The organism is Isoptericola sp. NPDC055063, assembly GCF_053608125.1.
In genome coordinates this window covers 200,022-212,979 of record NZ_JBSGUW010000001.1, presented here as the reverse complement: position 1 = coordinate 212,979, position 12,958 = coordinate 200,022, and the positions used below count along the sequence as shown (strand labels likewise).

Below are 12,958 nucleotides of genomic sequence, written 5' to 3'. Positions count from 1 at the left end.
TAGTCAGTAGGCGCGGTAGTCAGTAGGCGCGGTCGTCGGTAGGCGCGGTCGTCAGTAGGCGCGGTCGTCAGAAGGTGCGGTAGTCCGCGATCGACAGCCGCGGGCCCCGGCGCGGGGCCTGCGGCCGGCGCTCGAGGAACAGCAGTCGCACCACGCGGTGCCGGTGCGGGGCGTAGGGCGCGAGGAGGCGCAGCATCCCCTCGTCGTCGGTCCGCTCGCCGGTGAGCGCCCAGCCGACGGCGCCCGCGAGGTGGAAGTCGCCCACGGAGACGGCATCCGCATCCCCGAAGGCGCGCTGCGCCACCTCCGCCGACGTCCAGCGCCCGACGCCCGGCACCTTCTCGAGCCGCGCCCGCGCCTCGTCGCCGGGCAGCGCGCTCGCGTCCTCGAGCCGTGCCGCCACCTGCGCGCAGCGCACGGCCGTCGCCGCACGACGGGGGTCGACCCCCGCACGGTGCCAGTCCCACGTCGGCACGGCCGCCCACTCCCGCGCGGACGGCACCACCCGCATCCCGTCGGGTGCGGGCCCGGGCGCGGGGGAGCCGTGCCGGGTCACCAGCCACCGCCACGCGCGGTGAGCCGTGACGACCTGCACCTTCTGCTCGAGGACGGCGGGCACCAGCGCCTCCAGCACCCGCCCACTGCGGCACATCCGCAGCCCGGGCGTGCGCCGTGCGGCGTCCCGCGCCTGCGGCGGCGGGATGAACGCGGACGCGTCGTCGTCCTCGCCGAGCAACCGGGGGACCGCGTCGGCGGCCTCGCGCGCGCCGGGCCCCCACTGCTGCACGACGACGGAGCGGTCGCCCGTCGGGACGAAGCGCTGCGTGACAGGCCCGGTGCGCACCAGCGTGGTGCGCCACAGCGCGCCGTCGGGGGAGCGGCGGAACGTCGGGTCCCCGACGCCGTGCTGCAGCGGCGCGAGCGTCAGGGTGAGGTCGAGCGGCCGGTCCGAGACGTGCTCGACCGTGACGTCGGCGGTGGTCGTCGGGAGCGGCGCCATCGTGTCGGTCGCGCCCGGGCCTGTCGCACCCAGGCCTGTCGCACCCGGGCCTGTCGCACCCAGGCCTGTCGCACCCAGGCCTGTCGCGGTCGTGCTGGTCGCGCTCGTGCTAGTCAAAGAGAGTTCCGAGCTCCCAGCCGGTGTCGCTGCGGGCTCCGACCGGCTCCGCGTCCCGCGCCGGCCGTGCGGCGGGGCGCTCGAGAGTCTCGCGCTGCTCCTCGGCCATGACGAGCAGCTCGTCCACGCTCCCGCGTCCCGCGGCCCAGTCCTGCGCGGCGAGGCCGGCGAGCTGGTCGGCCCGCTCGTTGAACGGGTTGCCGACGTGCCCGCGCACCCACCGGAACCGGACGGGTCCCTTGCGGTCGGTGATCGCGTCGTCGATCGACCGGATCAGGTCCAGGTTCTTCACGGGCCCGCCGGACGCCGTGCGCCAGCCCTTGCGCTTCCACCCGTGGATCCACTCGGACGCGCACCGGATCGCGTACTGCGAGTCCGACTCGATGAGGAGCGGTTCGTCCCCCGGGTGCGCCTCGATCGCGCGGAGCAGAGCGGTGAGCTCCGCGATCTGGTTGGTCCCGGACGCGGCGCCGCCGGAGTCGAAGCGGCCGCCCTCGTGGGCGATCCACGCCCAGCCGATCGCGCCCCCGGGATTGCGGAGGCACGAGCCGTCAGTGCTGACAATGATCACGCCGGAGTCCCCCAGTGTCCGAGCCCCTGGTGTCGAGCTCGCGGTCGCCCCTCATGGCCGACCACGGGCTGCGCCCGGCCGACCCCGGACGCCGCCCCTATTGTGCCCCGAGCCGGTGACACTCGAGTGCGCGTCCACACCCCGGCGGGCCGCCGCAGGCTGCGGACGTCCGAAAACTCCGGCGTGCGGCCCCGGAAGTGGCGGCGGCTCCGCCCGGAACCCACGGCCGCCCTCCAGCGGCGATCATGACGGCATGACCGACGGCCCCGCCATGCCCGGCATGCCCGAGCGCGACCAACCTGGAGACGACCAGCCCGCACCCGACCCTGCCTCCCGGCGCCCCGCGGACCTGCGCCGCTGGCGCCGCTACCTCGCCGACGAGCGGGCCGAGGCGGCGACCTACCGCGACCTCGCCAGCCGCCGCACCGGCGAGGAGCGCGCCGTCCTGCTCGCCCTCGCCGACGCGGAGAAGCGGCACGAGCAGCACTGGCTCGACCTGCTGGGCGACGACGTCGGGAAGCCGCTGCGCGGCGACCTGCGGACCCGCATGCTCGGCGTCTTCGCGCGCCGGTTCGGCGGCGTCTTCGTGCTGGCGCTCGCGCAGCGCGCCGAGGCCCGCTCGACGTACGACAGCGAGGAGTTCGCCACCGCCACGATGGCCGCCGACGAGCAGATCCACGAGGAGGTCGTGCGCGCGCTCGCCACCCGGGGCCGCAACCGGATGTCCGGCACGTTCCGCGCCGCCGTCTTCGGCGCCAACGACGGCCTCGTCTCCAACCTCGCCCTCGTGCTCGGCATCGGCGCGTCCGGCGTCTCGTCGCAGACCGTGCTCCTCACCGGAGTTGCCGGCCTCCTGGCCGGCGCGCTCTCCATGGGTGCGGGCGAGTTCGTCTCCGTGCGCTCGCAGCGCGAGCTGCTCGAGGCATCCACCCCGGACCCGAAGAGCGCCGGCGCGCTGCCGCACCTCGACGTCGACGCCAACGAGCTCGCCCTCGTCTACCGTGCCCGCGGCATGGCCGCCGACGAGGCGCAGGGGCGCGCCGACCGGGTGCTCGCCGGGCTGGCCGCGACCGGGACCCTGGCGCCCGAGGTGCTGCACGACGAGAACGCCGAACCCGCCGCCGCTGCTGCTGGTGGGGAGGCCGAGGCGGACGACGACCTCGAGACCCACGGCACCGCGTGGGGCGCCGCGATCTCCAGCTTCTGCTTCTTCGCGTCGGGCGCGCTGATCCCCGTGCTGCCGTACCTGCTCGGCCTCACCGGCGGCCAGGCGATCTTCGTCGCGTCCGCGCTCGTCGGGGTGTCGCTGCTGATCACGGGCGCGATCACCGGTCTGCTCTCCGGCACGTCGCCGTGGTCACGCGCGCTGCGCCAGCTCGCCATCGGCTTCGGCGCGGCCGCCGTCACGTATGCGCTGGGCCTGCTGTTCGGCACCTCCGTCTCCTGACCCGGGCAGGAGCCCGCGGGTGAATTCCGGGGTGCTCTTGTTGCATGACCGTTGCTCGGGCGTCATGGTGTGACGTGAGTCACGGGCTCGTGCTCGTGGCTTCGAGTGGCATCGTTCGCGTGGCATCCGAAGGGGGCCGAGTGGCACGCAGCGTGGACCGAGCGCCGGCGGCAGCACGCCGCCGCTGGTTCGCGCGCGCCGCGGCCGTCGCGGCCGGCCTGCTCGGTGCCGCCGCGCTGAGCGTCGCGGTCGCGGGCACCGCGTCCGCCGACGACGGCGGCCGGGACGACGGCGCGGTCGCGTCGGTCGTCCGCTCCGTCGTCGGGCACGGCGGGGACGGACCGAGCAAGGACGACGCGAAGGGGCCCGCGCGTGCGCACGAGCCCGCGAAGCCCGCCGCCGAGGACGAGGCTCCCCGGGCGCACCCGCTGCGCGACACGGTCGAGAAGGTCGTCGCCCCCGTTCGGGACACCGTCGAACCCGTGCGCCAGGCGGTGCACGACGACGTCGTCGCCCCCGTGGAGAAGGCCGTCGAGCGCGCCACCGGCGCGACGACGAAGCCAGCAATGTCCGAGCCGCCCGCGAACGCCCAGCAGCCCGCGAAGGCGGAGGACCCCGAAGCCGTCGAGGCCGAGAAGGCCGAAGCCGCTGACGCAGAGCCCGCGAAGGACCCGGACGCCGCGAAGTCCGACGCCGCGGAGCCCGTCGCGGCCGCGAAGCCCGCGACGTCGGCGAAGTCCGAGAATGCCGCCGACCCGGCGAAGTCCGGCTCCGCGAAGTCCGGCTCCGCGAAGTCCGACTCCGTGATCGAGCGGGCGGTGGAGCCGCTGGGCGCGGTGACGGCGCCGGTCGGGAAGATCGTCGAAGGTGTCGTCACGCCGCTGGCTCCGGTCGTCGACCCGGTGGCGCACGTCGTCGAGGACGTCACGACCCCCGTCGGTGAGACGCTCGAGCCCCTGACGGGCACGGTCGCGGACGTCTTGTCCCCGGTGGCGGAGGCGGCGTCGCCCGTGCTCGAACCGGTCGGGCAGGTGGTGCACGACGTGACCGCTCCGCTCGCCCCCGTCACGGACGGGCTGGGCGCGGTCGTCGCACCGGTCGTGCGGACGCTGGACCCGGTGCTCGACCCCGTCGTCGGGCTCGTGAAGCCCGTGACCGGCTCGCTGAAGCCCGTGCTCGACCCGGTCCTGGACACCGCCGCTCCCGTCGTCGATGCGCTGAGCCCGGTCGTCGAGCCGGTGGGCGGTGTGCTCGCGCCGGTCGTCGACCCGGTCGCCGAGGCCACTGCTCCCGCCGTCGAGCCGGTGCTCGATGCGGGGCTCGCCCCGGTGCTCGGGCAGGACTCGTCGGCCGCCCCGGTGGCGTCGGCCACGTCTGTCGAGACCAAGCCCGCCGAGGCCGCGCCCGCGCTCAGGGCAGCGGCGTCGTCGGACGCGTCGACCATCCCGTCGACCGACGCCGCGGACGCCACGGCGACCGCCCCGGCACCGGTCCTTGCCACCCCGGCCGACGTCGCCGACGCGACCTCCGCCACCTCCTGGGCCGCGACCTCGACGAACCACGAGCCCGCGCCGGCCGCACCAGCGGCGCCCGCCGTGGCCGCCGCCGGCGCAGGCTCCCTCTCGACCACCCGCGGGTCGTCCGGCGGGGACGCCGCCGCCGACCTCGTGGGCCGCGCGCACGTCAGCGCGCACAGCTGGACGGCCCCGACGGCCGACCGGCTCGACCGCCTCCCGGCGGTCTCTCTCGACATCCCCGTCTCTCCTGCCTGACGTGGCCGCGTCGCGCCCTGGTGCGCGACCGCGACCGCGGGCGGCGTCCGCCACCCGCGCACCACGTCAGTCAGGAGCGGATCATGCATACGTATGTCCGGCGAGCGGTGAGAACCGCGCTCGTCGCGGGCGGCCTCGTGGTCGCCGGGGCCGGGATGGCCCATGCCGCGGACGGTGACGTCGTCGACGTCACCGTCGGAGAAGACACCTCGGTCGACCTCCACCTCAGCGAGGTCTCCGAGGAGACGAACGACGCGTCGCTCGACACGCCGGTCGACCTGCCGAAGGTCGACACGGACGGTGTCGAGGACGTCGTCGACGCCGTCGCCGGCGAGGACGGCGCGGTCGACGACGTCGTGGGCCCGGACGAGGAGTCCGCGACCGCCACGGACGACCTCGTGGACGCCGTCGCCGAGGACGTCCACCAGACCGCGGACGACGTGCAGTCCGGCGACGTCAAGGGCGTCGTCGACGACGTCGCGGGCCAGGGTGGCGTCGTCGACGACGCGATCGAGGACACGCCGGACGCCGCGGGCGGCGGAGGTTCGGGCGGCGGCACGGCCGACCCGGCCACGCCCCCCGACGACGACGGGACGACCGGCGGCGCGAACGCGTCCGTCGGCGAGGTCGGCGCGGCGGTGGACTCGGCCGGCGACGGCGCCTCGGACGGTGCCTCGGACGTGGCCGGCGCCGCTGACGACGTGCTCGGCACGGACTCGGCGGTGCGCGACAGCGTCGAGGGCGTCACGGGCGACGGCGGGGTCGTGGACGACGTCCTCGGCGCCGACGAGCCCGAGAAGGGCCTCTCCGACCAGGTCGTCGAGCACGTGGGCGACGACGTCGACCAGGGCGTGGGGCACCTCGCCGCCGGTGACGTCGACGGCGTGGTGGACGACGTGACCGCCGACGGCGGGGTCGTCGACGACGCGCGGGAGGACCAGGGCGTCGACGCGGCCCTCGACCAGGTCGGCGACACCGTCGACGCGGCGACCGGCGCCGTGCACGATGCCTTCGGCGGGGTCGTCGACGGCATCGTGGGTGACGGCGGCATCGTGGGTGACGGAGGTGTCGTGGACGACGTCCTCGGTGCCGACGAGCCCCAGGACGGCCTTTCCGACGAGCTCGTGGAGCACGTGCGCGAGGACGTCGACACCACGCTCGACGGCGTGACCGCCGGCGACCTGGACGGCGTCGTCGACTCCGTCGGTGGCGACGACGGGCTCGTCGACGACGTGCTCGAGGGTGACACGGCCGTCGGCCTCCCCGGTGGCCTCGGTGACCTCGGCGGTCTGGGTGGTCTCGATGGGCTCGGCGATCTGGGGTCGCTTCCCGGGGCCGATGGCCTCGGCGGGCTGACTGATGTCGTGGGCGCTCTGCCCGAGGTGCCGGGGCTGCCCGGTGCCGGTGACGGCCTGCCCGGTGCCGGTCTCGGTGGCCTCGATGACCTGGGCGGCATCGGGGCGACGGTGGACGGCACGGTGGACGACGCGCTGGGCGCGGTCTCCGACGTGGCCGGGTCCGCTGACGCCGCGCTGGGCACGGGTCCGGTCCTGCAGGGGACCGTCGACGGACTGGTCGGCGATGACGGCCTGGTCGGTGAGGATGGCGTGGTCGACGACGTCGTCGGCGCCGACGAGCCCGAGAACGGCGTGACGGACGAGGTCGTGGAGCACCTCCTCGACGATGTCGACGCCACGCTCGGCGAGGTCGTCACGGGTCACCTGAACGGTGTCGTCGACTCGGTCGTCGCTGATGACGGGGTGCTGGACGACGCGCTGGAGGACGGCGCGGCGGGCAGCATCGTCGGTGACCTCGGTGACCTCGGTGACCTCGGTGACCTCGGTGACCTCGGTGACCTCGGTGACCTCGGCACCGGCGATCTGGGCGACCTGACCGGCGCGCTGCCGGGGCTGGACGGCACGGTGGACGAGCTGATCACCACGGTGGCGGACACGGCCGGTGCGGTGGACGACCTGCTGGGCACCCCGTCGCTGCTGCGGTCGACGGTGACCTCGCTGGCCGGACCTGACGGGCTGGTGGACGACGTCGTCGGCCCGGACGAGGCCAGCTCGGGTGTCACGGACGGCGTGGTCGAGGCGGTCGTGGACGACGTCGACGCGACGCTGGACTCGGTGACGGCCGGCGACCTGCCGGGCGTCGTGGACGACCTGACCGCGGAGGACGGTCTGGTCGACGACGTGCTGGAGGACCAGGGCCTCGACCCGGTGCTGAACGACGTCGTGGACTCCACCGGTGCGGTGGACGACCTGCTGGGGACCGGCGACCTCGTCGAGGACACGGTCGACGGGATCGCCGGCGAGGACGGCGTCCTCGACGACGTGCTGGGTGCCGACGGGCCCCAGGACGGCGTCACGGACGGTCTCGTGGAGGCCGTGGTGGACGACGTCGACTCGACGCTGGGCTCGGTGACGGCCGGCGACCTGCCGGGCGCGATCGACGGTGTCGTCACGGACGACGGCCTCGTCGACGACGTGCTCGAGGACGGCGGCGTCGACACCGCGGTGGACGACGTGGTCGGTCAGGTCTCGGACCTGGCGGGCACCGTCGACGACACGGCCGGCACCGGTTCGCTGGTGCAGGACACGGTGGACGGCGTGCTCGGTGAGGACGGCATCGTGGACGACGTCGTCGGGCCGGATGCACCGCAGGACGGCGTGACCGACGGACTGGTCGATGCCGTGCTGGACGACGCGGGGCAGACCGTCGGCGACCTGACCGAGGGCGACCTCGACGGGGTGGTCGACGGAGTGACCGCCGACGATGGCCTGGTCGACGACGTGCTGGAGGACCGGGGTCTCGACCCGGTGCTCAACGACGTCGTGGACTCCACCGGGGTGGTGGACGACCTGCTGGGGACCGGCGACCTCGTCGAGGACACGGTCGACGGGCTGCTCGGTGAGGGCGGCGTCGTGGACGACGTCGTCGGTGCCGACGAGCCGCAGGAGGGCGTGACCGACGGCGTCGTGGAGGCCGTGGTGGACGACGTCGACTCGACGCTCGACTCGGTGACGGCCGGCGACCTGCCGGGCGTCGTGGACGACCTGACCGCGGAGGACGGTCTGGTCGACGACGTGCTGGAGGACCAGGGCCTCGACCCGGTGCTGAACGACGTCGTGGACTCCACCGGTGCGGTGGACGACCTGCTGGGGACCGGAGACCTCGTCGAGGACACGGTCGACGGGATCGCCGGCGAGGACGGCGTCGTGGACGACGTCATCGGTGCCGACGAGCCGCAGGAGGGCGTGACGGACGAGCTCGTCGAGCACGTCGTGGAGGACGTCAACGACACGGCGAACGACCTGCTCGAGGGCGACCTCGGTGCGGTCACCGACGACCTCCTCGCGGAGGACGGCCTCGTGGACGACGTCCTCGAGGACGGCGCGACGTCCGTCGACCCGACCGATCCCACGGATCCCACGGATCCCACGGATCCCACGGACCCGACGGACCCGACGGACCCGACGGACCCGACGGACCCCGGTGACGGCACGGACGACCCCGGTGACGGCACGGACGGCACGGACCCTGGTGATGGCACCAACCCTGGTGACGGCACGGGGAACGGCACGGATGACGGGACCGGCGACGGGGCTGACGGCTCGACGGACCCGCTGGGTGGTCCGGTCGCGGCGGCGGGCACGCCGGACGGCGTGCTGACGTCGGACGGTCTGGTGCAGGCGTCGGCGGCGGGCACGAGTGCCGCGTTGCCGACGACGGGTGCCGACGTGCGGCTGCTGGGCCTGGCCCTGCTGCTGATGCTGGCGGGCGGCGCGCTGGCGCGGCGCCGTCGGACGGCGGACGCGGTCGCGCACCGCTGACCCTGCCGGAGCCGGCACCGGCTCCGGACGGGGCGGCGCTGCCACGGGGGATCACTGGGGAGTGTCCCGTGGCAGCTCCGCCCCGGCTGGGGTCGGCGCGAGCGCAGCACAGCGCAGGGGGCTGGGCAGCGCCCGCGACATGCCGGCGACCGGGGGGCACGTGGGCGGCCCCGGACGGACGATCACCGGGCTCCTCGGGGGAGGAGCACGGCAGACCCGTCCGGGGCCGCCCGCGGAACACATCGACCCCGCACACCATCGACCCCGCACACCATCGACCCCGCACACCATCGACCCCGCACACCATCGACCCGCACACCATCGACCCCGCGCACGCCTACCCTGGTTGACCGTGCCCCGCCTGATCGCCGACCTCACGCCGTTGCGCGTCTCCCCGGCGTTCCGGCGGCTGTGGTGGGGTCTGGGCGTGTCGAACATCGGCACGCAGGTCACGGTGGTCGCGGTGGGCCTGCAGGTCTACGCGCTCACGGGCAGCACGCTGGCCGTGGGCACGCTCGGCATCGCGGCCCTGGTGCCGCTGGTGGCGCTCGGCCTGTACGGCGGGGCGCTGGTGGACCACTACGACCGGCGGCGGGTGTCGCTGCTCGCGTCGTCGGTGCTGTGGCTGGTGACGGCGGGCATCGCGGCGCAGGCGTGGCTCGACGTCGGGTCGGTGAACCTGCTGTACGGACTGGTGGCGCTGCAGTCGGCGGCGTTCGCCATCAACAACCCGGCGCGCACGTCGATCGTGCCGCGGCTGCTGGAGCCGCAGCTCATGCCGGCGGCCAATGCGCTGCAGACCCTGTCGATGAACGTGGCGCTCACGGGCGGGCCGCTGATCGGCGCGACGCTCGTGGGCTGGGGCGGGTACGGCGTCGCGTACACGCTGGACGTGCTGCTGTTCACGGCGGCGCTGTGGGCCGTGTGGCGGCTGCCGGCGGTGCCGCCGGAGGACGCGCTGGACGCCGCCGACGGGACCGAGACGTCGTCGGCACCGCCCCGGCGGCGGGTGGTCGGGCTGGGCTCGGTGCTCGACGGCCTGCGCTACCTCGCGACGCGGCCCAACGTCCGCACGACGTTCGTCGTCGACCTGGCGGCGATGGTGCTCGCCTTCCCCCGCGTGCTGTGGCCGGCGGCGGGCGCGCTGTACCTGGGCGGCGGGGCGACGACGACGGGCGTCCTCGCCGCCGGGTTCGCTGTCGGCGGCATCCTCGCGAGCGTCTTCTCCGGCGCGCTGGTCCGCGTGCGGTGGCAGGGCCGCATCATCGTGTGGGCGATCACCGCGTGGGGCATGTGCGTGGCGCTGTTCGGCGCGGTCCTCGTGGCCGTCGGCCCCGGGGCGCCCGACGGCGTGCTGTGGGGCGCCGTCGTCCTGGCCGGGGTGGCGCTGCTGCTCGCGGGCGGCTCCGACGCGATCTCGTCGGTGTTTCGCCAGTCGATCCTGCAGACCGCGACGCCCGACCACATGCGCGGGCGCCTGCAGGGCGTGTTCATCGTGGTGGTCGCGGGCGGCCCGCGGCTCGGCGAGATGGTGCTGGGCACCGAGGCCACGTGGTTCGGCGAGGGCTGGGCGGCCGTCGTCGGAGGCCTGGCGTGCATCGCGGTGCTGTGGCTCGTCGTGCGGCTGCAGCCCCGCTTCTGGCGCTACGACGCGCACCACCCGGAGCCCTGAGCCGGCACCCCCGGACGAGCCGTCAGACGGTCGCGGTGTAGGGCCGCCGTCGCCGCATCCCCGGCAGCGCGAGGACGGCGAGGATGGCGCACAGCCAGCCGCCCGACATCGTGACGAGGAAGCCGGCGTGCGAGTCCACGGCGTCGATCGCGACGCCCGCGAGCCACGACCCCAGCGAGACGCCGACGCCGAGCGACGTGCCCACCCAGGTGAGCCCCTCGGTGAGCTGGTGCGGCGCCACCAGCGCCTGCACCAGCGCGTTCCCGTTGACGAGCGTGGGCGCGATGGCGAACCCGGTCACGAACATCACCACCGCCAGCACGGCGATGTGGTGCACGAGGAAGAACATGGAGACGCCGACGGCGATCGCGCAGGCGCCCACCGTGAACCGCGTGGACAGCGGCGACACCCAGTGCCGCGCCCCGTACGCCAGGCCGGAGATCATCGAGCCGAGCGCGAAGCACGCCAGCACCAGCCCGGCCATGCCCTTGACGCCCTGCTCCTCCGCGAACGCGACCGTCGCCACGTCGCTCGAGCCGAACATGACGCCCATCGCGACGAAGACGACGGCCAGCACGGGCATGCCCGCCATCCGGATCGCGGAGCGGTGGTCGAGGGCGACGGCGTCCGGGTGCGCGACCGTCCCCACGTGCTCGCCGTCCGCCGGGACGGCGACGCGCCCCGCGGGCGGCTCCGTGGCGCGCTGGCTGAGGAACCACGCCGCCCCGCCGCCGCCCACGATCGCGGCCACGAGCAGGCCGCCGGAGGGTGCGACCGTCGTCGCGAGGGTGGTCGCGACGACCGGCCCGACGATGAAGACCAGCTCGTCGAGGGCGGCCTCCAGCGAGTACGCGGTGTGCAGCCGCTTCGGGTCGTCCAGGGCGCGCGACCACCGCGCCCGCACGAGCGACCCGTACGAGCCCTGCGACGCCCCGCCGACGGCGGCCAGCACCCACAGCACCCACTCCGGCGCGCCCGCGACCGCCGCCAGGACCAGCCCGAGCAGCCCGATCGTGGTCGCGACGAGCAGGGGCGTCATCACGCGCGCCTGCCCGCGCCGGTCCACGATGCGCGCGATCTGCGGCGACACGATCGCCTGCGCCACCACGAGCACCGCGGAGACGCGGCCTGCCATCGCGTAGGAGCCGTACAAGGTCTGCACCATCAGCACGGTGCTGATGCCGACCATCGACATCGGCAGCCGGGCGACGACGCCCGCGGCCGAGAAGCGGGCGGCGCCGGGCACGCGCAGGACGTCGAGGTACGGGTTGGGGTTCCGGGTCCCCGACGCCGCGTCGGAGCTCTCGGGGACGGGCAGGGTCACCGCCGGATTCTCCCACTCCCCGACGACGTCGGCAGCGTCGTGCGGGCGCTTCCCCCGTCGCGCGCGGCGGCACCGCAGCGCCTACCGTGCCGAGCATGACGACCAGCGTGCGCGCCGAGGCGGCGTACCTCGCCCCGCGCGCCGCCTGGGCGCTCGGCGGCGTCGCGCTCCTCGCCCTCGGGTCGGCGGTGCTGCTCGGCGCGCACGTCGGGGTCGACCCGTTCACGTCCGCCAACATCGGGGTGAGCACGCGCCTCGGCGTCGGGCTCGGCCCCTACCAGCTCGCCGTGAACGCGGTGCTCCTCGTGCCGGTCCTGGTCTGGGGGCGGCGCTACGTGGGCCTCGGCACGGTCATCAACATGGTGATGGTCGGGTTCTTCGTGCAGTGGTTCAGCGCGCTGCTCGGCCCCGTGCTGCCCGACCCGCCGGGCCTGCTGCTGCAGGGCGTGCTGTTCCTGGTCGGGATCGTGCTGTTCACGGCCGGGGCGTCGGCGTACATGACGGCCGGCATCGGCACGGCGCCCTACGACGCGATCGCGCCGATAATCGTCGACCGCACCGGTGTGCGCTACCGCGTCATCCGGGTGGTCCAGGACCTCGCGTTCGTCGGGCTGGCGATCGCGTTCGGCGGGCCGGTCGGCGTGGGCACCGTGATGACGGCGTTCTTCGCCGGCCCGCTCATCGACTTCTTCACCGAGCGGGTCAACAAGCCGCTCCTGCACCGCCTCCTGCCCGACGGCGGCGCGCAGGAGGCCCGGCCGAGCTGAGCGCCGCGCCTGGCGGCGGGGGAGGCGACAGATGTCGGGGTCGGCGTCCAGGATGGGGGCCATGAACGACTCCCCGACCCATGTCACCGTGGTCGACGACCGCGACCAGCAGGTCTTCCTCGCCCGGCTGGACGACGGCCGCACCGCCGGCGGCGCCTACTACGAGCGGACCGACGGCGACGGGTCGGCGGGGGACGGGTCGGCGGGGGTGGTCGTCTTCACGCACACGGAGGTCGACCCGGCGTTCGAGGGGCAGGGGATCGGGTCGCAGCTCGCCGCCGGCGCGCTCGCCCAGGTGCGGGAGGCGGGCGAGAAGATCGTGCCGCTGTGCCCGTTCATCAAGGCCTACGTGCAGCGGCACCCCGAGCACGCCGACCTGCTCGCGCACCCCGCCCGGTGAGGGCCGGGACCTCCGTGTCGCGACGGGGCCCGTCGCGACGCGCTCTCGC

Annotated in this window: 9 protein-coding genes; 6 read left to right on the top strand and 3 right to left on the bottom strand. The window is 74.9% G+C overall.

Annotation, left to right across the window (positions count from 1 at the left end; genetic code table 11):
• Positions 1–67: 67 nt before the first annotated feature.
• Positions 68–1,000, bottom strand: coding sequence for a DNA-3-methyladenine glycosylase family protein (locus tag ACWF41_RS00955; protein ID WP_380317463.1), 933 nt, complete (start codon positions 998–1,000; stop codon positions 68–70).
• 109 nt (positions 1,001–1,109) lie between these two features.
• Positions 1,110–1,688: a ribonuclease H family protein gene (locus tag ACWF41_RS00950; protein ID WP_380317466.1), complete on the bottom strand. Its 579-nt coding sequence runs from the start codon at positions 1,686–1,688 to the stop codon at positions 1,110–1,112.
• A gap of 253 nt (positions 1,689–1,941) precedes the next feature.
• On the opposite strand from ACWF41_RS00950, the gene ACWF41_RS00945 reads away from it, so the two are divergent.
• The 4 genes from ACWF41_RS00945 to ACWF41_RS00930 all read left to right on the top strand — a co-directional run bounded on the left by ACWF41_RS00945 (position 1,942) and on the right by ACWF41_RS00930 (position 10,418).
• Complete coding sequence (locus ACWF41_RS00945; protein ID WP_380317469.1) at positions 1,942–3,135, top strand: VIT1/CCC1 transporter family protein; 1,194 nt, start codon at positions 1,942–1,944, stop codon at positions 3,133–3,135.
• Positions 3,136–3,275: 140 nt separating this feature from the next.
• A complete protein-coding gene (locus ACWF41_RS00940; RefSeq protein WP_380317471.1) occupies positions 3,276–4,907 on the top strand; it encodes a hypothetical protein in 1,632 nt (543 codons plus the stop codon).
• 107 nt (positions 4,908–5,014) lie between these two features.
• Positions 5,015–8,746, top strand: a complete 3,732-nt coding sequence (locus ACWF41_RS00935; RefSeq protein WP_380346788.1) for a hypothetical protein — start codon at positions 5,015–5,017, stop codon at positions 8,744–8,746.
• 352 nt (positions 8,747–9,098) lie between these two features.
• On the top strand, positions 9,099–10,418 hold the full coding sequence (locus ACWF41_RS00930) for an MFS transporter (protein WP_380317480.1): 1,320 nt from the start codon (positions 9,099–9,101) through the stop codon (positions 10,416–10,418).
• Positions 10,419–10,440: 22 nt separating this feature from the next.
• Here ACWF41_RS00930 and ACWF41_RS00925 read toward each other — a convergent pair whose 3' ends face one another.
• Positions 10,441–11,742, bottom strand: a complete 1,302-nt coding sequence (locus ACWF41_RS00925; RefSeq protein WP_380317483.1) for an MFS transporter — start codon at positions 11,740–11,742, stop codon at positions 10,441–10,443.
• 95 nt (positions 11,743–11,837) lie between these two features.
• Here ACWF41_RS00925 and ACWF41_RS00920 point away from each other — a divergent pair, with 95 nt between their 5' ends.
• Together ACWF41_RS00920 and ACWF41_RS00915 are read left to right on the top strand one after the other, a co-directional pair.
• Positions 11,838–12,509, top strand: coding sequence for a YczE/YyaS/YitT family protein (locus tag ACWF41_RS00920; RefSeq protein WP_380317486.1), 672 nt, complete (start codon positions 11,838–11,840; stop codon positions 12,507–12,509).
• 61 nt (positions 12,510–12,570) lie between these two features.
• Entirely contained in the window at positions 12,571–12,909 is a 339-nt protein-coding gene (locus ACWF41_RS00915; RefSeq protein WP_380317489.1) for a GNAT family N-acetyltransferase, read from the top strand.
• Positions 12,910–12,958 lie beyond the last annotated feature (49 nt).

What these genes read in the sequence shown, in the direction of transcription:
- ACWF41_RS00920 (WP_380317486.1), top strand. Translation starts at nt 11,838, where the DNA reads ATGACGACCAGCGTGCGCGCCGAGGCGGCGTACCTCGCCCCGCGCGCC.
- ACWF41_RS00945 (WP_380317469.1), top strand. Translation starts at nt 1,942, where the DNA reads ATGACCGACGGCCCCGCCATGCCCGGCATGCCCGAGCGCGACCAACCT.
- ACWF41_RS00955 (WP_380317463.1), bottom strand. Translation starts at nt 1,000, where the DNA reads ATGGCGCCGCTCCCGACGACCACCGCCGACGTCACGGTCGAGCACGTC.
- ACWF41_RS00915 (WP_380317489.1), top strand. Translation starts at nt 12,571, where the DNA reads ATGAACGACTCCCCGACCCATGTCACCGTGGTCGACGACCGCGACCAG.